A 23,045-nucleotide genomic window follows, 5' to 3' on the forward strand; every position below is an offset into this window, starting at 1 on the left:
CCGTCGCGCATCGTCGCGATGCGTTGCTTCGGGCGCCGCGCGCGGGCCGCATGCGCGCGCGGCGCGCGTCACGCCGAATGCGCGATCAGCGCGAGGCCCGTCAACACGAGCGTGTCGTGCCGCGTGTGCGGGACGGTCAGCGCGCGCACGATCGCATCGGCCGCGCCGCCCGACAGCACGAGCCGCACGGGCGCCTTCCACGCTTTCTCGAGATCGCGCCACGCGCGCTCGATGAGCCCCGCCTGCGCCTGCAGGCAGCCGGCGGACAGCGCATGCGGCGTGTCGATCGCGAACGGCGCGTGCGCGTCGTTCGCGGCGAGCTCGTCGAGCAGGCTCGTCGCCGCGTCGATCGACACCGTCGGCAGCTGCGCGGTGTGCATGCCGAGCGAGCGCATCATCAGCGCCCAGCCGGGCGCGATCAGCCCGCCCGTGAAGCGGCCGTCCGCGCGCAGCGCTTCGAGTGTCGTTGCCGTGCCGAACGTCGCGATCAGCAGATGTTCGCCCGGAAACGCGGCGTGCGCGCCGATGAGCCCCGCCCAGCGGTCGCTGCCGAGGCGCGCGGGTTCCGCGTAGCCGTTGGTCACGCCGCACTGCGCGGCGCACGCGCGCACGACGGTGCGCGGCAGCGCGGGCCAGTGCGCGTCGATCAGCGCGTCGATGCGCGCGGCGGCCGCGTCGCCGGCGACATTCGAGATCCACGCGCCGCGCGGCGCGGGCAGCGTCGACCAGTCCGGCGTGTCGTCCGCGTGCTCGAACGCGCCGCTCGTGACGAAATGGCGCCCGGTGTCCGCGAGCGCCCACTTGATGCGGCTGTTGCCCGCGTCGATCAGCAAGCACACACCGCTCATCGGGGGGCTCCCGGCGCGCGCAGCGACACGTCGCCCGCCGCGATCGCCTGCCTGCCGGCGGGCGTGTCGAGCAGCAACTGGCCGGTTTCGTCGATGCCGACGGCGACGCCGCGCGCGAGCTCAGCGCCGCGTTCGAGCAGCACGACCTCGCGGCCCGCGTAAGCATGCAGCGCGTTCCAGCGCGCGGCGAACGGCGCGAGGCCTTCGGCCGCGAAGGCGGGCAGCGCGGCGGCGAGCGCGTTCAGCGCGGCGGCGAGCGTATCGGTGAGCGTCGCGCCGGCTCGCACCGCGGCGAGCGCGACGGGCGGCAGGCCGCCCGCGAGCGTCGCGTCGCGCGCGCGCAGCGCGTCGACTTCGGCGGCGGCGGTGTCGGCCGCGCGCACGTTGACGCCGAAGCCGATCACGACCGCGGTCGCGTCGCTCATGTTCCAAACGGTTTCGATCAGCACGCCGGCGAGTTTGCCGACGATCGCGGCTTCGCCGTCGCGCGCCGTCGCGACGAGCAGGTCGTTCGGCCATTTGAGGGCGATGCGGGGGGCAGCGCCGCCGACGCCTGCGCGCGGCGCGTCGCCCGGTGCGGCGGGCAGCGCGGCGAACGCATCGGCAAGCGCCGCGCCGACGGCGAGGCTCAGCCCCGCGAGCGCGCCGACGGGGTGCGGCAGCACGCACGCGACCGAGCAAAGCAGCGCGTCGCCCGGCTTCGCGAACCACGGGCGGCCTTGCCGGCCGCGTCCGGCCGTCTGTTCGTACGCGATGCGCGCGATCGGCGCGGCGAGCGCGTCGCGGCGGCGGGGCAGCGTCTTCAGGCGCGCGCCGAGGTCGGCGTTGGTCGAACCGGTCGTGTCGACGATCTCGATCGACCATTCGCGCGCCGCGGGGGCGAGTTGCGCATCGACGCGGGCGCGATCGATGAGCGGCCCGTCGTTCGCGGGCGTTGGAGGGCGGGTGGCGACATTCATGGCGCGTATTGTTGCGGAACTGGTCGACGGTTGCCAGCGTAATGTTCGACGGTCCCGTCGCTTGACGGGGAGGGCGGATCGCGTCCGTGCGCGGGTTCGTCGGCGATGCGCCCATCATAGCCGCGCGCGGGCGGCGGCGCTCGATCGCGGCGCGCGCGCAGCGGCGGGCCGTCGCCAGCTTGTTCGTCGACTGTTGTCCGCTGCCCATCGTCCGCCGCTCGGCGCTCAGCGCTCAGCGCCACCGCTAACCGCCATCGCTAACTGCCACCGCCAACCGCTACAGCCAACCGCTACAGCCAACCGCTACAGCCAACCGCCGTCACCGTCACCGCGCCGCTTGCCGCCGCGCGCTTACGGCGCGAGCGCCGGATGCTTGAGCGCGTGCGCGGCCTCGATCCATTGCGCGCGGAATGCGTCGGGGTCGCGCGGCAGCCCGAGCTCGCCGTTGCGGTACGCGATCGCGAGCGTCTGCACCGCTTCCGGCAGTTCGCGGTCGGCGGCCTGCCGGTACAGCGCAAGCGCGCGCGCTTCGTCGCGATGCACGCCGCTGCCGTCGCGGTACGCGTTCGCGAGCATGAACTGCGCCGCAGGAATGTCGTGCTGCGCGGCGAGCTCGAACCAGCGGGCCGCCTCGGTCGGATCGGCGGGCGTGCCGTAGCCGCTGCGGTAGATGAGGCCGACGTAGTACGCGGCGTTCGGATCGCCCGCGGCGGCGAGCGGGCGCAGCATCGCGAGCGCGCGCGGGTAGTCGCGCGCGACGTCTCCCGTGCCGAGCAGCCAAGCCTTGCCGAGCGCGAGGCGCGCGTCGCGCTCGCCCGCGCTCGTCGGCGCGCTGTTGGGCGGGCTCGCGTGCGCGGCGGTCTCGAGCCAGCGCCGGCCTTCGTCGCGCAGCGCGAGATCGCGCGAGCCGGCGAGCGCGAGGCCGAGCGCCGCCTGCGCGTCGGTCGAGCCGCGCTGCGCAAGCGCGCGCAGGCGGCCGAGCGCGTTCGGCTCGCTTGCCTGTTCGACCATCGCGCGCCATTCGTCGAGCTGCGCGCGGGTGGCGTTCGGCGCGCCGGACGCCGGGTGCCCGATGCTGCCGGTCGCGGCGACGCCCGCCGCGAGCGCCGCCGCGACGGCGAGCATGCCGAAGGGCGACAGCGTCGCGCGCAGCATGCGCCGCGGCGGCGATGGGCGGCGCGCGTGATCGGGCGGCGTCGCGGCACGCGTCGAGAGCAGATTCTTGGTCGGGTTCATCGTCGAGGTGAATCGGTTTCGTGGTCGACGGGCGGGGCGGCGCGCGGCGCAGCCTCGCTGCGCGTTCGCCGCCCGCGCCGTCATTGCGTCAGATCGATCTCGTAAGTCGCGAGCCCCTTGCCCGAGCCGTCGTCGGCCGCGACTTGCGTGATGCCCGCGAGGCTCGCCGCGTTCGCGAGCGCGACGAGGTTCGGCGCCGACGCGAACTGCACGTGCGCGACCGAGCTCGCGAGCTTCGTGAAGCGCCAGCTGCGCTGCATGCCGTCCGCCGCGCGCGTGAGCTGGCCGCGCTTCTTGATGTACGCGATCAGCACGTCGCGGTTCGCGTCGGGCGAAGCGAAGATCGTCTTGCTGCCGTCGAGGCCGGGGAAGTTGCCGCCGCCGCTCGCGCGGTAGTTGTTCGTCGCGACGATGAACTGCGCGTTCGGATCGATCGGCGCGCCCTTGTACGTGAGGTTCCTGATTCGGCTGCCGGCCGCCTGCGTGACGTCGATCTCGTAGCGCAGATCGGCGGACGTGAACATGTCGAAGTTGTAGCCGGGGAACGCGCTCACGAGCTTCTGCACGGTCGCCTTCGTCGGGTCGATCGTGTTGAAGCGCTTCGCCGCGGTCTCGAGCCAGTTCTTGATGTCCGCGCCGCTCACCTTCACCGCGTAGACCGTGTTCGGATACAGATAGAGATCGGCCGCGTTGTTGATCGCGAGCGCGCCCGCCGCGACGTCGGTGAAATCGGCGCCGCCGCCGAAGCCGCTCTTGAACGGCGCGCTCACCGACAGCACCGGCAGCGACGCGTACTGTGGCAGGTTCGCCCGCACGTAGCTCGCGACGTAGTCGGCCTGCGCCTCGTTGACGATCTGGATCGCGCCCGGGTCGCCCACGTCCGCGAAATAGCTGGTCATCCGGTAGTCGGTGGCGCCGATCGGCGTCTTCACGTAGTCGATCGTCGCCTGATGCTCGGCCGCGATCGCCGCGGCCACCGACGGATCGGCGTCGACGTAGCTCTTGTCCGGATTCTGGATCGAGCGGGCCTCGACGCTCGTCTGCGATTTGTCGACGCTCCACGCCTTGCCGTCGAACGCGAGGCCGAGCTTGATCACGCCGAGGTGCTTGCCCCAGTAGTTCGCCATCACGGTCGGCACGCCGTTGACCGTGCCCTTGACCTTGTCGACGCCCGGCAGGTTGAACTGCGCGACCGTGCTCGTCGCATCCGGGAACACCTGGTGCGAATGGCCGATCAGCATCGCGTCGATGCCGGGCACGGTGGACAGCCACCAGCTGCCGTTTTCCATCGTCGGCGAGTACGGCGAGTTGTCGAGCCCGCCGTGCGAGATCGCGACGACGAGGTCCGCGCCCTTCGCGCGCATCTCGGGGATGTACTTCTCGGCGGCTTCCTTCAGGCCCGTCGTGTAGACCTTGCCGTCGAGCCAGCGCTTGTCCCAGCTCATGATCGCGGGCGGCGTGAAGCCGATGATGCCGACCTTCACGGGCGCCGTGATCGTGCGGCCGTCGGGCGTCGTCGCGGTGACGGTCTTCGTGAGGATCGTGTACGGCGTGAAGAGGGGGGCGTTCGTCTTCGCGCTGATCACGTTCGCGAGCACCTGCGGGAAGTTCGGGCCCGCGCATTTCTTCTGCTGCGCCGGATCGGGCAGGCCGTCGACGGCGAACGCGTTGCCTGTCACCTGCGACAGGTACGGCAGCCCGTAGTTGAATTCGTGATTGCCGATGCCGCCGCCGTCGAACTTCGCCGCGTTCATCACCTTGTAGATCGCGAGCGTCTCGCCGCACGACACGGGCTTCACGAGCGCCTGGTAGTCGGCGAGCGCCGTGCCCTGGATCGTGTCGCCGTTGTCGAGCAGCAGCGTGTTCGGGTATTGCGCGCGCGCCTGCGCGATCAGCGTCGCGACGCGCTCGAAGCCGAGCGACTTGTCGGCCGCGAGCTTGAAGTAGTCGTACGACAGCACGTTCGTGTGCAGATCGGTCGTCTCGAGCACGGCGAGCGTCGCCTTCGTGCCGGCGGGCGTCTGCGCGCCGGACGATGCGGGCGGCGGCGAGCCGACGTCGTCGTTGCAGCCGGCGGCGAGCGCCGCGCATGCGACGAGGGCGCCGGCTAGGCGCCGCCGGCGAAAACGCAAGGGGAATGGCATCGGGATTATTCCTGTTCTGTTTCCGTTGAGCCGGGGATGGCGTGAGCGGCGCATGCGCCGGCGGCCTGGCATCCAGCGCGTGAGAGTATCGAAAGGAAACGTGACCGAAGAATGAAAGCGCGCGGACGGCCAACCGGAAGGCGCGCGGAAAGCATACCGGAAGCTTGCGCGGCGCGGGAGCGGCCGATGCGGACCGCGCGCCGCGCGCGTGCGCGGCGCCGTGCCGTACCGGGCGGACGGGCCAAACGAGACTTCGCGCGGCGAGGCGGTTCGCTACAATGGCCTCTGTCACCGTTTTGCGAAATCGCCCTTGAACTTCCAGACCCCTCCCGGCCTGTCGGTCGACGCCGGCAGCCAAGGCCAGACCGTGCGCCTGTCAGGCCAGTGGACGGCGCTCGCGCTCGCGCGCGACCGCGGCAACGTCGCGCGCCGGATCGCCCGGCTCGCGAAGGAGCCCGTCGGCGAGTGGGATCTGTCGGGCGTCGACCGGCTCGATCACGTCGGCGGCCAGGCGCTCTGGCGCGTGTGGGGCCGCAGGCTGCCCGCCGGGATCGCGCTCACCGACAACCAGCGCACCGTGTTCGAGCGCATCGAGCGGCTCGACGCGGGCCGCGAGGCGCCCGAGCCCGTCGTGCGGATCGATCCCGTCACGCGCTTCGGCCAGGGCCTCTTCACGTTCGGCGAGCACCTGTACGGCGGCATCGCCCTGCTCGGCGGCCTGATCGTCGATCTGCTTTCGGTGCTGCGCCGCCCGCGCACGATGCCGTGGACCGAGATCTCCGCGAACGTCTACGCGGCGGGCACGAAGGCGCTGCCGATCACGGCGCTCGTCGCGTTCCTGATCGGCATTGTGCTGTCGTATCTGTCCGCGCAGCAGTTGCAGCTGTTCGGCGCGAACCGCTACATCGTCAACATTCTCGGCCTGTCGGTGATTCGCGAGCTCGGGCCCGTGCTGTCGGCGATCCTCGTCGCGGGCCGCTCGGGCTCCGCGATCACAGCGCAGATCGGCGTGATGCGCGTGACGGAAGAGCTCGACGCGATGCGCGTGATGGGCATTCCGCACGGCCTGCGCATCACGCTGCCGCGCGTGCTGGCGCTCGGCGTCGCGATGCCGCTTCTCGTCATGTGGACCAACATCATTGCGCTCACGGGCGGCGCGCTCGCCGCGAAGTTCGTGCTCGGCATCGACCTGAATTTCTTCGTGCGCTCGCTGCCGTCCGTCGTGCCGATCGCGAACCTGTTCATCGGGCTCGGCAAGGGCGTCGTGTTCGGAATGCTGATCGCACTCGTCGCATGCCACTTCGGCTTCCGGATCAAGGCGAATTCGCAGAGCCTCGGCGAAGGGACGACGACGTCCGTCGTCACGTCGATCACGGTCGTGATCCTCGCCGACGCGGTGTTCGCGATCCTCTTCCAGAACGTGGGGCTCGGATGAGCGCGCGCGACGACGATTTCGTGATCGAGGTGCGCGACCTGACGAAGCGCTACGGGCGCAACGTCGTCCACGAGCACCTCGACTTCGACGTGCGTTCCGGCGAGATCGTGGCGATCGTCGGCGGCTCGGGCTCGGGCAAGACGACGCTCGTGCGGCAGATTCTCGGGCTCGAGCGGCCGAGCGCAGGCACGATCAAGGTGTTCGGCGAGGACACCTCGACGATCGACGCCGACGCCGCGCGCGTGATGCGCAGCCGCTCGGGCATGCTGTTCCAGCACGGCGCGCTGTTCTCGTCGCTCTCCGTGTTCGACAACGTCGCGCAGCCGCTGCGCGAGCTCGGACGCGTGCCGGAGGACCTGCTGCACGACATCGTGATGCTCAAGCTCGAGATGGTCGGGCTGCCGTGCAAGCATGCGTCGAAGATGCCGGCCGCGCTGTCGGGCGGGATGGTCAAGCGGGTCGGGATCGCGCGCGCGATCGCGCTCGAGCCGGAGCTGCTGTTTCTCGACGAGCCGACGGCGGGGCTCGACCCCGGCGCGTCCGACGAGTTCGTCGAGCTGATCGCGACGCTGCATCGCACGCTCGGCCTGACCGTCGTGATGGTCACGCACGATCTCGACACGATGGTCGCGCTGTCGACGCGCGTCGCGGTGATCGCCGATCGCAAGGTGCTCGTCGCGGCGAGCGTCGAGGAGGCGGCGGGCGTCGATCATCCGTTCATCCGCGAGTACTTTCTCGGCCGGCGCGGCCGCCGCGCGCTGCAGGCGCTGCCGCCCGAGCGTCGCGCGCGCCTGCCGAAGGCCGCGCTCGAGCCGGCGCCTTCGGACGTCGAGTTGTAGTCAAGGAACACGAGGGAACCCCCGCATGGAAAACAAATCACACGCGTTCTGGGCCGGCCTTTTCACGATCGCGCTGCTCGCCGCGATCGTCGGCGCGGTCTACTGGTTCAACGTCGATCGCACGGTGCGCGTGCCGTACGATCTCGTATCGCGCTCGAACGTGACCGGGCTCTTTCCCGACGCAGCCGTCCGCTATCGCGGGCTCGATGTCGGCAAGGTGCAGTCGATCGACTTCGATCGCGGCCATCCGGGCCAGATCGTGATTCGCATCCTCGTCGACACGCATGCGCCGATCACGCGCTCGACGTTCGGCAGCCTGGGCTTCCAGGGCGTGACGGGCATCGCGTTCGTGCAGCTCGACGACACGGGCGCCGATCTCGCGCCGCTGCCGACGTCGGCGAAGGCCGTCGCGCAGATCCCGATGCGCCCGAGCCTGTTCGATCAGCTCCAGCAGCGCGGCGATGTGCTGCTCAAGCAGATGGAGATCGCCGCGAAGAGCGTGAACGAGATGCTGTCGCCCGACATGCGCGATCAGTTGAAGGCGACCGCGGCGAGCATGCAGCACGCGGCCGACGGCGTCACCCATCTGTCGAGGCAGGTCGAGCCCGCGCTCGCGCAGATGCCGCAGACGATGGAGCACGTGAACCACGCGCTCAGCGCGGCGAACGCGCTCGTCGCGCCCGGCGGGCCGCTCGTCACGAACCTGAACCGCGCGGGGCAGGCGCTCGCGTCGATGAACGACACGCTCGCCGAGCTGAGCGCGCGCGTGCGTTACGACACGCTGCCGCGCTTCAACGCGCTCGCGACGAACGTCGGCGACGCGTCGCGCACGCTGAAGGATGTCGCGGGCGACGTCGGCCGCAATCCGCGCAGCCTGCTGTTCGGCGCGCCGGCAGCCGAGCCGGGCCCGGGCGAGACGGGATTCGCGTGGCCGAGCGCCGCACCCGCCCAATAAGTTTTTCTGGAATCCGCGATGCACGCACACTTCATGTCAGGTTCATTGTTCCGCCGCGGCCGCGCGGCGCTCGCGCTCGCCGTGGCGCTCGCGATCGCGAGCGGCTGCGCGGGTACGCCCGCCGCGCTCACGAACATCCGCTACGACCTCGGTCCGGTGCGGCCGGCCGCGTCGTCGGGCACGGGGCCCGCGCTCAAGGTGCTCGACGTGAGCGCGCCCGATGCGCTCAACACGGACCGCTTCGTCTACCGGCTCGCGTACGCGGACGCGCAGCGGATCTCCGTCTACCGCGACAGCAAATGGACGGCGCCGCCCGCGCAGTTGCTGACGCAGCGGCTGCGCGGCGCGCTGTCGGGGCGCGGCGCGGTGCTCGAGGGCGACGACGGCGTGCGCGCGCCCGTGCTGAAGGTCGAGCTGTCCGAGTTCGAGCAGGTGTTCGACGGCCGTTCGCAGAGCCACGCGGCCGTCACCGCGCGCGCGACGCTCACGCAGGACGGCAAGGTGCTCGGCCAGCGCACGTTCGTGTCGCGCGCGCCGGCGAGCACGCCGGACGCGGCGGGCGGCGCGCAGGCGCTCGCCACGGCGAGCGACGAGTTCGTCGCGCAGCTCGTCGCGTGGCTCGGCGTCCAGACGTACGCGGCCACGCCATGAACGCCGCCGCGCACGCCGCGCCTGCCGCGCCGTGCGCGGCGCCGCCGAGATGACACCCGCCGCGCGCAGGCAGCGTCGTCATTCGACGCTCGCGCGTCAGGCGTTCGCTGTCTACGCGGCGCTCGTCGTCTATGCGTCGCTTTATCCGTTCGCGGGCTGGCGCTCGCTCGGCATCGGCCCGTTCGATTTTCTGCTCGCGCCGCTGCCGCGCTATCTGACCGCGTTCGACGTCGTCAGCAACGTGATCGGCTATCTGCCGTTCGGCGCGCTCGCGGTGCTCGCGCTCTATCCACTGCGGGGCGTGCCGGCCGCACTCGTCGCGACATTGCTCGGCGCGCTGCTCTCGGGCGCGATGGAGGCGCTGCAGACCTATCTGCCGACGCGCGTGTCGTCGAACCTCGATCTCGCGGCGAACGCGCTCGGCGCGCTCGTCGGCGCGGCGGCGGCCGCGCCCGCCGCGACCGCGCTGATCGAGCGCGGCATCGTGCGGCGCGTGCGCTTCGCGTGGTTCGAGCGCGAAGCGTCGACGCCGCTCTTCCTGAGCGCGCTGTGGGCGGGCGCGATCCTGTTTCCGTCGCCGTTCCTGTTCGGCATCGGCGACTGGCCGAGCGAGCTGTGGGCGCGCGCCGACGTGTCGATGCGCGGCGCGCTCCTCGCGTGGGCGCCGAGCGCGTGGAACGTCCCCGCGTGGCCGGACCGGCTCGACGGCCTCATGTCAGATTCCGCGTGGGAGACGCTGCTCGCCGCGCTCGGCCTGTTCGCGGCGCTCGCGGTCGCGTCGCTCGCGATGCGCGAGCGCGCGCCGCGCGTGCGGCTCGTCGTCGGTTTCACCGCGCTCGCGCTTGCATTGAAGGCGGCCGCGACATTCATGCAGTCGTACACGGGGCTCGTGTTCGACTGGGCGACGCCGGGCGCGCTGCGCGGCATCGCGGCGGGCCTCGTCGCCGCGATCGTCGCGCTGCGGCTGCCGGGCGCATGGCGCGTGGCGCTCGCGGCGGCCGCGCTCGCCGTCGCGCTCGCGCTCGTCAACGTGCTGCCCGTCAATCCGTTCTTCGATTTCGCGCTGTCCGGCTGGCGGCAGGGCCGCTACGTGCACTTCAACAGCATCGCGCGCTGGCTCGCGTGGTTCTGGCCGTACGCGGCGCTCGTCTGGCTCGCCGGCCGCGCGGAGCGCGCGTGGCTCGCGAAGCACGGCGCGGGCGCGTCGCGCGGCGCCAGCGGCAAACGGCGCCGGTCGCTATAATCGGCCACGAATCCGCGACGAATCGGCTACGGCTAGCCCGCCGATTCCGGCCGATCGTCTTCGTCCGGTTTCCGTCCGAGGTTCTGTCCGAGGTTCTGTCCAATAACGCCGGGCGCTCACGCGGCGTCCGCATGCAACGGGCCACATCATGGATCCCTACTACCGACACCACGTCTTCTTCTGCCTGAACCAGCGCGAAAAGGACGCCGAGCGCCCGAGCTGCGCGAACTGCGGCGCGCAGGAGATGCAGGAATACGCGAAGAAGCGCGTGAAGGAGCTCGGCCTCGCGGGGGCGGGCAAGGTGCGCGTCAACAAGGCGGGTTGCCTCGACCGCTGCGAGGAAGGCCCCGTCGTCGTCGTCTATCCGGAAGGCACGTGGTACACGTACGTCGACAAGAACGACATCGACGAAATCGTCGAATCGCATCTGCGCGACGGCCAGGTGGTCGAGCGCCTGAGAATCTGAGCACGGTTTTTCGAATCGCCCCGCACGCCGTCCGCATGAACGCCGCATGAACGCCCATACCCAGAAGTCCCTGATCGCCGGCCCCGTCGGCAACATCGAAATCGCGATCGACCTGCCCGACGCCGTGCGCGACGGCTCGGCCGCGCCGCGCGGGATCGCGCTCGTCGCGCATCCGCATCCGCTGTTCGGCGGCACGATGGACAACAAGGTCGCGCAGACGCTCGCGCGCATCTTCGTCCAGCTCAACTACGCGGTGATCCGCTCGAATTTTCGCGGCGTCGGCGCGACCGAGGGCGAGCACGACAACGGCGTCGGCGAGGCCGACGATCTGCTCGCGGTGCTCGCGCACATGCGCGCGCTGCCCGGCCATGCGGACTTGCCGATCGTGCTTGCGGGCTTCTCGTTCGGCACGTTCGTGCTGTCGCACGTCGGCAAGCGGTTGCGCGACGCGGGGCAGGCGATCGAGCGGATGGTGTTCGTCGGCACCGCGGCGAGCCGCTGGCAGGTCGCCGACGTGCCGGAGGACACGATCGTGATCCACGGCGAGCACGACGACACGGTGCCGATCGCGGCGGTCTACGACTGGGCGCGGCCGCAGGAGCTGCCCGTCGTCGTGATTCCGGGCGCCGAGCACTTCTTCCATCGCAAGCTGCACATCCTGAAGCGCGTCATCGTCGGCGCGTGGCGCTGACGGGCAACGCGCAACGAGCGGCGATGCGTGCCGTGCCGTGCCGTGCCGAGCGGCGCGGGCGATGCGTTACATGCGCGGCCGAGCGAGCGCGGCCCGGCGCGCGGCCGGCGGCCCGCGCGCCGCAACCGCGCCACATCGTCCGCCGCGCGACAAGCTCCCCAATCCCGGCAGTGGCCGCGGCGAACTTCCGTATAATGGCCGGGTTTTGCGTCGGCCCGTGCGCACGGACGTCCGATGCGCCGTGCAGGCCGCCGCGCCGCTTTTCGCTCTGCGAACCGATTGCGCCGCCGCGTGTCCAATCGGCGCGTTTCGCGAGCCTTCGTTCCCCGACATGCCGCCGCAACGCCGCCGACCGGCCCTTCAACCGTGCGCCCCGTGCGCGCTGCAATTTCTGCCACCAGCCTGAATCGATATGCGTCTGTCTTCCCTCGGCCTCACGTCACTCGCTTCCTCCACCGCCATTGCCGTCGCCGCGCGCAACGTCGCGCTCGGCATCGTGCTGCCCGCCGCGCTCGTGTCGACGATCGCCGTCGCGCAGGCGAAGCCCGCCGCCAAGGCGAAGCACGCGGCCGCGCCGGCCGCCGCCGCGCCGACGGGCGCGCCCGCCACTTATGCGCCGGGCGCCGTGCCGCCGCCGGGCGTGAACGCGCGCTCGTGGGTGCTCGTCGACGCGTCGAGCAACCAGGTGCTCGCCTCCGGCAACGCGGACGAGCGCGTCGAGCCGGCGTCGCTCACGAAGCTGATGACGGCCTACCTCGTGTTCGAGGCGCTCGACGCGAAGAAGATCACGATGGAGCAGATCGTCACGCCGAGCGAGGCAGTGCGCCGCGTCGGCCGCGACGAGTCGCGGATGTTCATCGAGGCGAACAAGCCCGTCAGCGTGCACGATCTCGTCTACGGGATGATCATCCAGTCGGGCAACGACGCGGCGATCGCGCTCGCCGAGCTCGTCGGCGGCAGCGAGGCGCAGTTCGTCAACATGATGAACGCTGAAGCGCAGCGCCTCGGGATGAAGAACACGCACTTCGCCGACGTGAACGGCATGCCCGACCCGAACCACTACACGACGGCGGGCGATCTCGCGACGCTGTCGACGCACCTGATCCGCGACTATCCGGATTACTACAACATCTTCTCGGTCAAGGAATTCACGTACAACAACATCAAGCAGCCGAACCGCAACCGGCTGCTGTGGCTCGATCCGACCGTCGACGGCCTGAAGACCGGCCACACGCAGGCGGCCGGGTACTGCCTGATCGCGTCGGCGAAGCGTTCGCTGCCGGGCGCGGCCGATGCGACGCGCCGCCTCGTCACGGTGATGATGGGCGAGACGAAGGAGAGCGACCGCGTGCAGGACAGCATGAAGATGCTGAACTACGGCTACACCGCGTTCGATTCGGTGCGCCTGTACAAGGCCGGCCAGCCGATCGACACGCCGCGCGTCTATAAGGGCAAGAGCAACAACGTGCAGGTCGGCGTGAAGAAGGACCAGTTCATCACCGTGCCGCGCGGCCTGGCGGACAAGGTGAAGCCGGAAGTCGCGCTGAACGCGCCGCTCATCGCGCCGCTCGCGGACGGCCAGGCGGTCGGCTCGGTGAAGCTCGTCGCCGACGGCAAGACGGTGGCGGAATTCCCGGTCGTCGCGCTGCAGCCGGTGCCCGAGGCGGGCCTGCTCGGCCGCATCTGGGATTCGATCCTGCTGATGTTCAGCAAAAAGAAGTAAGCTGTCCGCAAGCCCGCGGCGCCGGACACGCCGGCGCCGCGGGCTTGCGCTTTCCGTCACGATTTTCGTCATTCGTTCAACGCCATGAGTCAAGCCGACATCGAGCCGATCGTCTATTTGAGCGTCGCTTCGCGCGAAGAGCTGGTGCCGCTTTCCGAAGCGCGCGTGCCGGTGCTCGACCGCGGCTTCATCTTCGGCGATGGCGTCTACGAAGTCGTGCCGATCTACGCGGAAGGCGCGCGCCGCGCGCCGTTCCGGATCGCGCAGCATCTCGCGCGTCTCGCGCGCAGCCTGAAGAAGATCGGCATCGCCGATCCGCACGACGAAGCGGGCTGGCGCGCGCTCGTCGCGCGGCTCGTCGACGCGAACGCGGCCGCGCTCGGCGACGGCCAGCACGCGATCGTCTACATCCAGGTGACGCGCGGCGTCGCGAAGCGCGGCCATGCGTTTCCGGCGAACGCGGTGCCGACGGTGTTCGCGATGGCGAGCCCGCTCGCGCTGCCGACCGACGCGCAGCGCGCGCAGGGCGTGCACTGCGTGACGGCCGAGGATCGCCGCTGGCTGCATTGCGACATCAAATCGGTGTCGCTGCTCGGCAACGTGCTGATGGCGCAGCATGCGGCGGAGCACGACGCGGCCGAGACGATCCAGCTGCGCGACGGCAACGTGACGGAAGGCTCGTCGTCGAACGTGTGGATCGTGAAGAACGGCGAGCTGATCGCGCCGCCGCGCAGCAACCGGATTCTCGAGGGCATCCGCTACGCGCTCGTCGAGGAACTTGCCGAGGAGTGCGGGATTCGCTTCGTCGCGCGCGAGATCAACGAAGCGGAGCTGCGCGCGGCCGACGAGATCCTGCTCACGTCGGCGACGAAGGAAATCCTGCCCGTGACCCGGCTCGACGATCTGCCCGTGCAGGGCGGCCGGCCGGGCCCGGTGTTCGACGCGCTGTACGCCGCGTATCAGCGCGCGAAGGCGCACGAGATGGAAAGCGTCTGAGCGGGCCGCACCGCCGACGCGTGGAGAAACGACATGACCGAACCGAACAAGACCGTCGAGCTGACAGGCGAAATCGCCACGCCCAAGGAAACGCTGCTCGAGTTTCCGTGCGACTTCCCGATCAAGGTGATGGGCCGCGCGCATCCGGAGTTCAAGGACACGATCTTCAAGGTCGTGAGCGTGCACGACAACGAGATCGATCTCGAGAAGATCGAGGAGCGCGCGTCGAGCGGCGGCAACTACACGGGCCTCACGATCACCGTGCGCGCGACGAGCCAGGAGCAGCTCGACAACATCTACCGCGCGCTGACGGGCCATCCGATGGTCAAGGTCGTGCTGTGACGGCCGGCCGTCAGGGCCTGAACAAAAGAAGCCTCAATCCCCTGTCTTGAGCGCACGCGCGGCCGCGTAGGCCGCCGCGTGCCGCGTCTCCTGCGTCGCGCACAGCACCTTGAAGCGCGCGATCTCGTCCAGCAGCCACGTCCTGAACGCCTGCACGCGCGGCGTTTGCGCGAGCGACGGCGGGCACACGAAGAAGTAGTGCCACGGGCTCGGCCCCGCGATGTCGAACAGCCGCACGATCCTTCCCGCCGCCACTTCCGGCATCGCGAGCGAGCGCCGCACGAGCGCGATGCCCTGGCCGTCGATCGCCGCCTGCAGCAGATTCGACGAATCCTGGTACAGCACGCCGCGCTTCGGCTCGGTCAGCGTATCGAGGCCCGCTGCGTCGAACCACGGCCGCCACAGCTCGTCGTCCGAGCGCAGCAGCGGATAGCGGACGAGATCGGCGGGCGTCTCGGGTAGCACGCCGCCGTTGAGCGTCGGCGCGCAGACGGGGAAAAACGTCTCGTCGAGCAGCGGCTCGACGTACAGTCCCGGATAGACGCCGTAGCCGAAGCGGATCGCGACGTCGACGTCGTCGCGCGCGAAATCGACGAGCGTATCGCTCGCCCGCAGCTCCAGGTCGATTTCCGGATGCTGCTCGATGAACGGGCCGATTCGCGGCGTGATCCAGCGCGCGGCGAACGACGGCAGCGTCGACACGGCGAGCCGCTTGTCGCGGTCGCTCGCGCGGATCTCGCGGGTCGCGTCGGCGAGCAGCGCGAGCGCGGCGCGCACCTGCTGCGCGTAGCGGCCGCCCGCGTCCGTCAGCGCGAGCCGCTTGCCGTGGCGCACGAACAGCGGCACGCCGAGTTCCGCCTCGAGCGCGCGCATCTGATGGCTGACCGCGCCGTGCGTGACGGACAGCTCGTTGGCCGCCCGCGAAAAGCTCTCGTGCCGCGCAGCGGCCTCGAACACGCGCAACGCGTTCAGGATCGGCAATTGACGAATGCTCATCGGTTAGTTTTTCTCACAAGCACGTGAGAATCGATCGTTTTGCGCAAGGCCTTGATAGAACTACGATTGTAGCCATTCAAGCCCCTTCTGTCGGAGTCTGTCATGAGAGAAATTTCCTTGAGCATGACGTTCGAAATCCAGCCCGGCGAAACCGTGCCGATGAAGGTCGCGCGCAGCACGCGGCTCACCGTGCGGGGCGCGAGTGTCTGGGCGACGCGCAGCAACGACGTCGCCGATTATTTCCTGTTGCCGGGCGACACGCTGAAGCTGCGGCGCGGCGAGCGCCTGTGGCTGAGCGTCGACGGCGAGACGAGCGCGTGCGTGTCGTTCTCGGCGATCGTGCCGCCGCAGCAGGCGGCCGTGTCCGGCATCGTGCGGCTCGCGGCGCGGTTCGTCGCGCTCTTTCGCGACGGGTGGCGCACGGTCTGAGCGTTCGTCGGCCGCCGCGCGGCCCGTTCGATCCGGCACCGGCGAGGTGCATGGGTTTTCGGTAAACTACCGTCCATGTCAGCCTCGCCGGTTTCCATCGTGCCTCCCGCCTCCGACGCGCATGCCGCGCCCGACGCCGCCGCGTCCACTTCCGCGTCCCCGCAGTCTTGCGCCGCCCCGCCTGATACGCTGCCCGTCACGGTCCGCTGGCTCGGCGAGACGCCTTACGACGCATGCTTCGACGCGATGCGCGCGTTCACCGACGCGCGCACGCCGGACACCGGCGACGAGATCTGGGTTGTCGAGCACCCGCCCGTCTACACGCTCGGCCAGGCCGGCAACCCTGCGCACCTGCTCGTCGCCGACAGCGGCGTGCCGCTCGTGAAGGTCGATCGCGGCGGACAAATCACCTACCACGGTCCGGGGCAAATCGTCGCGTATCTGCTCATCGACTTGAGGCGGCGCAAGCTGATGGTGCGCACGCTCGTCACGCGGATCGAACAGGCCGTGATCGAGACGCTTGCGGCGTATAATCTCGCGTCGGTCCGCAAGGCCGGCGCGCCCGGGATCTACGTGGAATCGGGGCCGCATCATGGCGCGAAGATTGCCGCGCTCGGCCTGAAGATCCGCAACGGCTGCAGCTATCACGGCCTGAGCGTCAACGTGAAGATGGATCTGCGCCCGTTTCTCGCGATCAACCCGTGCGGCTATGCGGGGCTCGAAACGGTCGACATGGCGAGCCTCGGCGCGACCGCCGACTGGCACGAAGTCGCGCGGACGCTCGTGCGCCGTCTGATCGCCAACCTCGACGGCGCAACCGCGGCCGCCGCATTGCCGCAGCAGGCACTGGAACAATCGAATGACTGACCTTACCGCTACCCCCGCACCCGCCGAACCGGCCGCGTCCGCCTACGATCCGACCGCCAAGCAGAAGGCGCAGGCGAAGACCGCGCGCATTCCGATCAAGATCGTCCCGATCGAGAAGCTGAAGAAGCCCGAATGGATTCGCGTGAAGGCGGCCACCGGCAGCTCGCGCTTCAACGAGATCAAGACGATCCTGCGCGAGCACAATCTGCACACGGTGTGCGAGGAGGCGAGCTGTCCGAACATCGGCGAGTGCTTCGGCAAGGGCACCGCGACGTTCATGATCATGGGCGACAAGTGCACGCGCCGCTGCCCGTTCTGCGACGTCGGCCACGGCCGTCCCGATCCGCTCGACGCCGACGAGCCGAAGAACCTCGCGCGCACGATCGCGGCGCTCAAGCTCAAGTACGTGGTGATCACGAGCGTCGACCGCGACGACTTGCGCGACGGCGGCGCCGGACACTTCGTCGAGTGCATCCGCGAAGTGCGCGAGCAGTCGCCGGCGACGCGCATCGAGATCCTGACGCCGGACTTCCGCGGCCGCCTCGACCGCGCGCTCGAGATCCTGAACGCCGCGCCGCCCGACGTGATGAACCACAACCTCGAAACGGTGCCGCGCCTGTACAAGGAGGCGCGCCCCGGCTCGGACTACGCGCATTCGCTGAAGCTGCTGAAGGACTTCAAGGCGCTGCATCCGGACGTCGCGACGAAGTCGGGCCTGATGGTCGGCCTCGGCGAGACGACCGACGAAATCCTGCAGGTGATGCGCGACCTGCGCGCGCACGATGTCGACATGCTGACGATCGGCCAATACCTGCAGCCGTCCGAGCACCATTTGCCGGTGCGCGAATACGTGCATCCGGATACGTTCAAGATGTACGAGGAAGAGGCGTACAAGATGGGCTTCACGCACGCGGCCGTCGGCGCGATGGTGCGTTCGAGCTATCACGCCGATCTGCAGGCGCACGGCGCCGGGGTGGTCTGATCCGATCCGGGCCGCCGGGCCGCCGGATCGGGCGGCCCGGGCGTCGAACGAGAAACCCGCAGCGGACGCCGCGGGTTTTTTTATGCGCGCGCCGCGCGCGATGCGGTGGGGGCGGCGCACCGTCCGTCGCCGGATCGGATGCGCCGCGCCTGTCGCTTCCGAACGCACGAAGCCCGCGCGCGTGCCGTTACACCGTGACGACGATCTTGCCGAACTGCTCGTTCGATTCGAGGTAGCGGTGCGCGTCGGCGATTCGATCGAGCGGGAACACGCGGTCGATCGCCGGCTTGAGCGCGCCCGACGCGAGCCCGTCGAGCACGAAGCGCTTCGCGGCATCGAGCTTCGCCGGATCGCCGACGACGCGCTTGTACTGGTAGCCGTGCACGCTCAGCATCTTGCCGAGCACGGCGAACAGCGGGAAGGGCGCCTGTTCGGCCGCCAGCGCGCCGTATTCGATCACGATGCCGCCGAACGCGAGTGCATCGGCCAGTTGCGGCAGCGCCGGGCCCGCGACCGGATCGAACGCGACCCGCGCCCCCGCGCCGCCCGTGATCTCGCGCACGCGCGCGGCGAGATCCTCGCGCTGCGTGACGATCACGTGGTCGGCGCCGAACTCGCGCAGCGCCTGCGCCTTCGCGTCGGTGCGCGTCGTCGCGATCGCGACCGCGCCGGCCATCCGAGCGACCTGAATCGCCGCGAGCCCGACGCTGCTCGACGCCGCCGTGATGACGACCGCGTCGCCGCGCTTGATCTGCGCGAGGTCGATCAGCGCGCCCCACGCGGTCACGTACTGCATCCACACCGCGGCCGCCTCGGTCCAGCCGAGCGATGCGGGATGCTTGACGGCGACGTCGGCGGGCACCGTCGCGACCTCGCCGTACGTGCCCCAGCGCGAGATCGACAGCGGCGGCACGATGCTGACCGCATCGCCGATCGCGAAGCCCGTCACGCCGGGCCCGAGCGCGCTGACGACGCCCGCCGCCTCGTAGCCGAGCCGCGCGGGGAACACCGGTTGCTCGACGTAATGCCCGGAGCGGAACATCGATTCGGCGCGGTTCAGGCCGAGCGCTTTCACCTGCAGCGCGATCTCGCCCGGTCCCGGCGGCGCGGGGTCGATCTCGTCGAGGCGCAGCACGTCGGGGCCGCCGGTTTGATGGATGCGTACGATGCGTGCCATGTCGGATCTCCATGAGAAAAATCGGTGAGCCCACTATAATTCGCGCCGATTCGACGATAAATTGCCAAGTCGAATCATTTATTGAAACGAATGATTTCGAATCATGGATCGACTCACCAGCATGGCTGTGTTCGTGAAGGCCGCGGAAACGGGCTCGTTCGCGGCGGCGGGCGCATCGCTCGGCCTGTCGTCGCAGATGGTCGGCAAGCACGTGCGCTTTCTCGAGACCCACTACGGGATGCGGCTCATCAATCGCACGACGCGCCGCCAGAGCCTGACCGAAGCCGGCCGCGCGTTCTACGAGCGCAGCCGGGCGGTACTGGCCGAGGCGCAGGCCGTCGACGCGCTCGCCGCGAACCTGATGGCCGCGCCGCGCGGCACGCTGCGCATCAACGCTCCGATCAGCTTCGGCGTGCATTGCCTGATGCCGATGCTCGCGTCGTACATGCGCGCGTATCCGGAGGTGCAGATTGATCTGACGTTGAGCGATCGCATCGTCGATGTCGTCGACGAAGGCTACGACGCGGTGATCCGCATCGCGCCGCTCGCCGATTCCGGGCTGATCGCGCGGCCGCTCGCGCCGTACCGGCTCGTGCTGTGCGCGTCGCCCGCGTATCTCGCCGAGCACGGCGCGCCGGCCGAGCCCGCCGATCTGGCCGCGCACGAATGCCTCGGGTTTTCGTATTCGGGGCAGCCGGCGGCGCTCGAATGGCCGTTCGAGAGCGCGCAGGGGCAGCAGCATTCGGTGCGCGTGAGGAGCCGGCTCGCGGTCAACAACGGTGCGGCGCTGCGGATGGCCGCGCTCGACGGGCTCGGCATCATCCTGCAGCCGGCCGAGCTCGTGCGCGACGATCTCGCGGCGGGCCGGCTCGTGCGCCTGCTGCCCGGCCATGAGCCGCCCGCGCGGCCGATCCATGTGCTGTATTCGCCCGATCGGCAGCCGACGCCGAAGCTGCGCAGCTTCATCGACGCCGTGATCGCGGCGTTCGGCGAGCGGGCGGGCGACGGGCGGACGTGAGCCCGCGCGTGAGGTCCGGCGGACCGGACGAACGGGCCGGCGGGGTGCGCGAGCGCCCGCCCGCATCGCGAGGCGCGACCCGCCCCGCCCGACGAAACGCTCAGTCCCCCGAGACGACCCCGTCGCTTCGCGGGTCCGAGCCGCCGAACCATACCGACTGCCCCTCGACGTTGATCCGCTGGATTCCCTGCAGGCTCGACCCCAGCTCGACGACGCGCACGTCGTGCCCGCGTTCCTTCAGCGCTTGGGCAAGCGCATCGGATACGCGCCCCTTCTCGAGCTCGGTCGGCCCGTTGCGCGAGCCGAAGTTCGGCAGCGCGATCGCCTGCTGCATCGTCATGCCCCAGTCGATCATCCCGACGAGCGTCTTCGCGACGTCGTTCGCGGCGAATGCGCCGCCCGCCGAGCCGAGCGCCATCATCAGCCGCTGCGAGCCTTTCTCGAACACGAGTTCGGGCGCGAGCGTCGAGCGTGCGCGCTTGCCCGGCTGCACGCGGTTCGCGACCGGCTTGCCGTGCTCGGCCGACACGGGCGAGAAATCGAGCAACTGGCTGTTGAGCAGGAAGCCGCGCACCATCAGCCGCGAGCCGAAGCGCTCGTCGAGCGTCGACGTCATCGATACCGCGTTGCCGTAGCGATCGACGACCGTGATCTGCGATCCCGACGGCGGTTCCGCGCCGCGGTCGGCGGCGGACGCAGGCGGCAGGCCGGATGGCGAGCCGGCGCTCGCGGTGCCCGCGCTCGCGTCGCCGATCAGCCGCGCGCGCTCGGCGACGTAGCGCCGCTCGACGAGGCTCGTCCAACTGCCGCCCGGCGGCGCGACGAAGTCGGGATCGGCGACGTACTGCGCGCGGTCCGCGTACGCGAGACGGCCCGCCTCGCTGAACTGATGCGCGGCGAACGGCGTCGGCTCGACGCCCGTCGCATTGCGCACGGGCTTCTGCGCGCCGATCTGCCGCCAGTCCGGCTGCGCCTCGAGCAGACCGAGGATCTGCGCGACGACGAGCCCGCCCGCCGACGGCGGCGGCATCCCGCACACGATCCATTTGCGATAGTCGGCGCACAGCGGCTCGCGCACTTTCGCGCGGTATCGCGCGAGGTCCTGCACGCTCAGCACGCCGGGATTCGGCGCCTGCCGAACTTTCGCGACGATGTCGCGCGCGATCGCGCCCGTATAGAACGCGTTCGCGCCGTGCGCGGCGACGAGCTTGAGCGTCGCCGCGAGCTGGGGATTCCTCAGCGTCGCGCCCGCGGGCTTCGGCGCGCCGTTCTTGTCGTAGAAGCACGCGCGCGCGGCCGGATCGCTCGCGAGCGACGGGTCGTTCGCAAGCGCCGCCGCCAGCCGAGGGCCAAGCGGAAAGCCCTGCTCGGCGAGCCGGATCGCGGGCTGGAACAGGCGTCGCCACGGCAGCTTGCCGTGCGCGCGGTGCGCGAGCTCGAGCATGCGCAGCACGCCCGGCACGCCGACCGTGCGCGCGCCGGGCGCAGCGCGCGGCAGCGGCTTGCCGTCGGCGCCGTAGAAGAGCCGGTCGGTCGCGGCGGCGGGCGCGGTCTCGCGGCCGTCGTACGCTTCGACCGTCTTGCCGTTCGCGTGCAGCAGGAACGCGCCGCCGCCGATGCCCGACGCCTGCGGCTCGACGAGCATCAGCACCATCTGCGCGGCAATCGCCGCGTCGACGGCGGTGCCGCCCGCCTTCAGCATCTCCTGGCCGGCCTGCGCGGCGAGCGGATGCGCGGCCGCGATCATGTCGCGCTGCGCGGTCCAGCCCGGCTTGTCGACCCAGCTCGACAGCTCGGCCGGTTCGGACGGCGATGCGCCTGGCGTCGCGGAAGCCGCCGAGGCAGCCGACGCTGCCGACGCCGATGCGGCGGCGTTCTGCGCGCTCGGGCCGGGCGCGTTCGCGCATCCGGCGGCGGCGACGGCGAAAAAGGCGGCGGCGATCGCGCCGGCCCGTGAACGGGACGGGCGCGGACGAATCCGGTCGGTCATGAACACCTCGGTACGAACGAAGGACGACGGCAGACGACGGCAGACGACGGCGCGCGCAAATGCGAACGCCCGTGCGGCGTCGCGCGGGCGGGGTATTGTCGCCGCGCCGCAAGCGGCTTGTCATCCGACAATAAACCCTTAGATGCGCGAGGCGCTGGGCCGGACTTTCGCCGTTCGCCGGTTCGTTTCGGTTTGGTTCGGCGGCGACGGCGGGACGGGCGAGGTCCGCTGCGGGCCGGCCGGCCGCGCGCGTGCGCAACCGCCCGCGCCGTGTGCATCGGGAACCGGCTGCGGCATCGTGCCGCCCGGTTGTATCCGGTTGCCGCGCCGCGCACGATTTCGCCGTCGTTGGAGGGCGCGGGTTCAGGCCCGCGCGCGATCGCGTTCGGCATCGTTGCGCTTGCGCGGGCGGCGACGCGGGCGCGAAGCGGCATCGGCCGACGCGCGCGGGGTTGCGAGCGTTCGTGTGCGTTCCCGGCGAGGTGGCCAAGCCCGGCGCCGGCCGCTACCATCGGCGAAGCGCGTTCGTGTTGCGATGGGCGAACGCGCGTCGTGGCCGCGCCGATGCCGGCGCGCCGGCGGTCGGCAGGCGCGCGGCACTTTCCCGCTCACGCGCCGCGTCGGACCGAAACCTTGGACAGACGGACATTCGGGCACGAACACATGCAAGAACCATCCGACGAGCGAAGCCGGCGGACGCGGCACGCGCCCGCCGCCGGGCATCCGCCGCCCGTCCGCCCGCGCGCGCTCGTCCGCGCATACGGATTCGCGCTCGCCGCGATCCTCGTGATCGCGCTGTTTCCCGTGCTGTCGGCGGCGGCGGCCGGACTCGTCGCCGACGCGGCCGGCTGCGAGTTGAACGAAGCCGCGGTCCATCCCTGCCTGATCGGCGGCATCGATTTCGGCGAGGCGCTCTACGCGATGGGCGTGCTCGGCTGGCTGATGCTCGGGTCGCTGCCCATCGGCGGCATGCTGCTGACGGGCTGGGTGGTCGCGCTGCTCGTGCATCTGCGGCGATTGCGTGCGATGCGCCGCACGGGCGCGCGACGCTGACTCTC

At 70.5% G+C, this 23,045-nt stretch carries 22 protein-coding genes; 15 read left to right on the top strand and 7 right to left on the bottom strand.

Annotated features, from left to right (window positions below; genetic code table 11):
- Positions 1–68 precede the first annotated feature (68 nt).
- The 4 genes from BTH_RS14065 to BTH_RS14080 all read right to left on the bottom strand — a co-directional run bounded on the left by BTH_RS14065 (position 69) and on the right by BTH_RS14080 (position 5,187).
- Entirely contained in the window at positions 69–848 is a 780-nt protein-coding gene (locus BTH_RS14065) for a type III pantothenate kinase (RefSeq protein WP_009893234.1), read from the bottom strand.
- Complete coding sequence (locus BTH_RS14070; RefSeq protein ID WP_009893233.1) at positions 845–1,807, bottom strand: biotin--[acetyl-CoA-carboxylase] ligase; 963 nt, start codon at positions 1,805–1,807, stop codon at positions 845–847. The genes BTH_RS14065 and BTH_RS14070 overlap by 4 nt, the downstream gene beginning before the upstream one ends.
- 351 nt (positions 1,808–2,158) lie before the next feature.
- Entirely contained in the window at positions 2,159–3,043 is an 885-nt protein-coding gene (locus BTH_RS14075) for a tetratricopeptide repeat protein (RefSeq protein WP_009893230.1), read from the bottom strand.
- Positions 3,044–3,123: 80 nt separating this feature from the next.
- Positions 3,124–5,187 carry a bifunctional 2',3'-cyclic-nucleotide 2'-phosphodiesterase/3'-nucleotidase gene (locus BTH_RS14080; RefSeq protein WP_019256579.1) on the bottom strand — a complete coding sequence of 688 codons (2,064 nt, stop codon included), beginning with the start codon at positions 5,185–5,187 and terminating at the stop codon, positions 3,124–3,126.
- A 310-nt stretch (positions 5,188–5,497) separates the two neighbouring features.
- Here BTH_RS14080 and BTH_RS14085 point away from each other — a divergent pair, with 310 nt between their 5' ends.
- From BTH_RS14085 to BTH_RS14130, 10 genes are all read left to right on the top strand, one after another.
- Positions 5,498–6,622 (top strand): MlaE family ABC transporter permease, encoded by a 1,125-nt coding sequence (locus BTH_RS14085; RefSeq protein WP_009893228.1) that lies wholly within the window; start codon positions 5,498–5,500, stop codon positions 6,620–6,622.
- Positions 6,619–7,461 (top strand): ABC transporter ATP-binding protein, encoded by an 843-nt coding sequence (locus BTH_RS14090; protein ID WP_009893227.1) that lies wholly within the window; start codon positions 6,619–6,621, stop codon positions 7,459–7,461. The genes BTH_RS14085 and BTH_RS14090 overlap by 4 nt, the downstream gene beginning before the upstream one ends.
- Before the next feature lie 25 nt (positions 7,462–7,486).
- Positions 7,487–8,416, top strand: a complete 930-nt coding sequence (locus BTH_RS14095) for an MlaD family protein (RefSeq protein WP_009893226.1) — start codon at positions 7,487–7,489, stop codon at positions 8,414–8,416.
- A gap of 18 nt (positions 8,417–8,434) precedes the next feature.
- Positions 8,435–9,067: an ABC-type transport auxiliary lipoprotein family protein gene (locus BTH_RS14100; protein ID WP_011401747.1), complete on the top strand. Its 633-nt coding sequence runs from the start codon at positions 8,435–8,437 to the stop codon at positions 9,065–9,067.
- A gap of 31 nt (positions 9,068–9,098) precedes the next feature.
- Positions 9,099–10,310 carry a VanZ family protein gene (locus BTH_RS14105; RefSeq protein ID WP_009893224.1) on the top strand — a complete coding sequence of 404 codons (1,212 nt, stop codon included), beginning with the start codon at positions 9,099–9,101 and terminating at the stop codon, positions 10,308–10,310.
- A gap of 148 nt (positions 10,311–10,458) precedes the next feature.
- Positions 10,459–10,776, top strand: a complete 318-nt coding sequence (locus tag BTH_RS14110; RefSeq protein ID WP_009893222.1) for a (2Fe-2S) ferredoxin domain-containing protein — start codon at positions 10,459–10,461, stop codon at positions 10,774–10,776.
- A 46-nt stretch (positions 10,777–10,822) separates the two neighbouring features.
- Positions 10,823–11,467: an alpha/beta hydrolase gene (locus BTH_RS14115; RefSeq protein WP_009893220.1), complete on the top strand. Its 645-nt coding sequence runs from the start codon at positions 10,823–10,825 to the stop codon at positions 11,465–11,467.
- Between the two features lie 412 nt (positions 11,468–11,879).
- A complete protein-coding gene (locus BTH_RS14120; RefSeq protein WP_009893218.1) occupies positions 11,880–13,190 on the top strand; it encodes a D-alanyl-D-alanine carboxypeptidase family protein in 1,311 nt (436 codons plus the stop codon).
- 84 nt (positions 13,191–13,274) lie between these two features.
- Positions 13,275–14,186 (top strand): D-amino acid aminotransferase, encoded by a 912-nt coding sequence (locus BTH_RS14125; protein WP_009893216.1) that lies wholly within the window; start codon positions 13,275–13,277, stop codon positions 14,184–14,186.
- Positions 14,187–14,219: 33 nt separating this feature from the next.
- Positions 14,220–14,528, top strand: a complete 309-nt coding sequence (locus BTH_RS14130; protein ID WP_009893214.1) for an HP0495 family protein — start codon at positions 14,220–14,222, stop codon at positions 14,526–14,528.
- Positions 14,529–14,561: 33 nt separating this feature from the next.
- Here the strand turns inward: BTH_RS14130 and BTH_RS14135 are convergent, their stop codons facing one another.
- Positions 14,562–15,524 carry a transcriptional regulator GcvA gene (locus tag BTH_RS14135; RefSeq protein WP_011401749.1) on the bottom strand — a complete coding sequence of 321 codons (963 nt, stop codon included), beginning with the start codon at positions 15,522–15,524 and terminating at the stop codon, positions 14,562–14,564.
- A 102-nt stretch (positions 15,525–15,626) separates the two neighbouring features.
- Between BTH_RS14135 and BTH_RS14140 the strand changes: the two genes are divergently transcribed.
- The 3 genes from BTH_RS14140 (at position 15,627) to lipA (ending at position 17,802) form a co-directional block, all read left to right on the top strand.
- The gene (locus BTH_RS14140) at positions 15,627–15,953 is read left to right on the top strand and encodes a DUF2917 domain-containing protein (RefSeq protein WP_009893210.1); all 327 of its coding nucleotides are present in this window, start codon (positions 15,627–15,629) and stop codon (positions 15,951–15,953) included.
- Positions 15,954–16,028: 75 nt separating this feature from the next.
- Positions 16,029–16,820: a lipoyl(octanoyl) transferase LipB gene (lipB, locus tag BTH_RS14145; RefSeq protein ID WP_043036552.1), complete on the top strand. Its 792-nt coding sequence runs from the start codon at positions 16,029–16,031 to the stop codon at positions 16,818–16,820.
- Positions 16,813–17,802 carry a lipoyl synthase gene (gene lipA, locus BTH_RS14150; protein ID WP_009893208.1) on the top strand — a complete coding sequence of 330 codons (990 nt, stop codon included), beginning with the start codon at positions 16,813–16,815 and terminating at the stop codon, positions 17,800–17,802. Before lipB ends, lipA begins: the two co-directional genes overlap by 8 nt.
- 187 nt (positions 17,803–17,989) lie before the next feature.
- On the opposite strand, the gene BTH_RS14155 is transcribed toward lipA, so the two are convergent.
- Complete coding sequence (locus BTH_RS14155) at positions 17,990–18,979, bottom strand: zinc-dependent alcohol dehydrogenase family protein (protein WP_009893206.1); 990 nt, start codon at positions 18,977–18,979, stop codon at positions 17,990–17,992.
- A gap of 103 nt (positions 18,980–19,082) precedes the next feature.
- Between BTH_RS14155 and BTH_RS14160 the strand changes: the two genes are divergently transcribed.
- Positions 19,083–19,997 (top strand): LysR family transcriptional regulator, encoded by a 915-nt coding sequence (locus BTH_RS14160; RefSeq protein ID WP_011401750.1) that lies wholly within the window; start codon positions 19,083–19,085, stop codon positions 19,995–19,997.
- A gap of 100 nt (positions 19,998–20,097) precedes the next feature.
- Here the strand turns inward: BTH_RS14160 and BTH_RS14165 are convergent, their stop codons facing one another.
- Entirely contained in the window at positions 20,098–21,987 is a 1,890-nt protein-coding gene (locus BTH_RS14165; RefSeq protein ID WP_009908407.1) for a gamma-glutamyltransferase family protein, read from the bottom strand.
- Between the two features lie 663 nt (positions 21,988–22,650).
- Between BTH_RS14165 and BTH_RS14170 the strand changes: the two genes are divergently transcribed.
- Entirely contained in the window at positions 22,651–23,040 is a 390-nt protein-coding gene (locus tag BTH_RS14170; RefSeq protein ID WP_009893201.1) for a hypothetical protein, read from the top strand.
- Positions 23,041–23,045: the final 5 nt, after the last annotated feature.

Origin of the sequence: Burkholderia thailandensis E264 (assembly GCF_000012365.1) — a bacterium.
GTDB lineage: Bacteria > Pseudomonadota > Gammaproteobacteria > Burkholderiales > Burkholderiaceae > Burkholderia > Burkholderia thailandensis.

Excerpts from the sequence above, each read along its gene's own strand:
- BTH_RS14140 (WP_009893210.1), top strand. The coding sequence starts at position 15,627 with ATGAGAGAAATTTCCTTGAGCATGACGTTCGAAATCCAGCCCGGCGAA.
- lipB (WP_043036552.1), top strand. The coding sequence starts at position 16,029 with ATGTCAGCCTCGCCGGTTTCCATCGTGCCTCCCGCCTCCGACGCGCAT.
- BTH_RS14075 (WP_009893230.1), bottom strand. The coding sequence starts at position 3,043 with ATGAACCCGACCAAGAATCTGCTCTCGACGCGTGCCGCGACGCCGCCC.
- BTH_RS14090 (WP_009893227.1), top strand. The coding sequence starts at position 6,619 with ATGAGCGCGCGCGACGACGATTTCGTGATCGAGGTGCGCGACCTGACG.
- BTH_RS14070 (WP_009893233.1), bottom strand. The coding sequence starts at position 1,807 with ATGAATGTCGCCACCCGCCCTCCAACGCCCGCGAACGACGGGCCGCTC.
- BTH_RS14160 (WP_011401750.1), top strand. The coding sequence starts at position 19,083 with ATGGATCGACTCACCAGCATGGCTGTGTTCGTGAAGGCCGCGGAAACG.
- BTH_RS14170 (WP_009893201.1), top strand. The coding sequence starts at position 22,651 with ATGCAAGAACCATCCGACGAGCGAAGCCGGCGGACGCGGCACGCGCCC.
- BTH_RS14130 (WP_009893214.1), top strand. The coding sequence starts at position 14,220 with ATGACCGAACCGAACAAGACCGTCGAGCTGACAGGCGAAATCGCCACG.
- BTH_RS14065 (WP_009893234.1), bottom strand. The coding sequence starts at position 848 with ATGAGCGGTGTGTGCTTGCTGATCGACGCGGGCAACAGCCGCATCAAG.
- BTH_RS14110 (WP_009893222.1), top strand. The coding sequence starts at position 10,459 with ATGGATCCCTACTACCGACACCACGTCTTCTTCTGCCTGAACCAGCGC.
- BTH_RS14155 (WP_009893206.1), bottom strand. The coding sequence starts at position 18,979 with ATGGCACGCATCGTACGCATCCATCAAACCGGCGGCCCCGACGTGCTG.
- BTH_RS14135 (WP_011401749.1), bottom strand. The coding sequence starts at position 15,524 with ATGAGCATTCGTCAATTGCCGATCCTGAACGCGTTGCGCGTGTTCGAG.
- BTH_RS14100 (WP_011401747.1), top strand. The coding sequence starts at position 8,435 with ATGCACGCACACTTCATGTCAGGTTCATTGTTCCGCCGCGGCCGCGCG.
- lipA (WP_009893208.1), top strand. The coding sequence starts at position 16,813 with ATGACTGACCTTACCGCTACCCCCGCACCCGCCGAACCGGCCGCGTCC.
- BTH_RS14080 (WP_019256579.1), bottom strand. The coding sequence starts at position 5,187 with ATGCCATTCCCCTTGCGTTTTCGCCGGCGGCGCCTAGCCGGCGCCCTC.
- BTH_RS14115 (WP_009893220.1), top strand. The coding sequence starts at position 10,823 with ATGAACGCCCATACCCAGAAGTCCCTGATCGCCGGCCCCGTCGGCAAC.
- BTH_RS14165 (WP_009908407.1), bottom strand. The coding sequence starts at position 21,987 with ATGACCGACCGGATTCGTCCGCGCCCGTCCCGTTCACGGGCCGGCGCG.
- BTH_RS14095 (WP_009893226.1), top strand. The coding sequence starts at position 7,487 with ATGGAAAACAAATCACACGCGTTCTGGGCCGGCCTTTTCACGATCGCG.
- BTH_RS14120 (WP_009893218.1), top strand. The coding sequence starts at position 11,880 with ATGCGTCTGTCTTCCCTCGGCCTCACGTCACTCGCTTCCTCCACCGCC.
- BTH_RS14125 (WP_009893216.1), top strand. The coding sequence starts at position 13,275 with ATGAGTCAAGCCGACATCGAGCCGATCGTCTATTTGAGCGTCGCTTCG.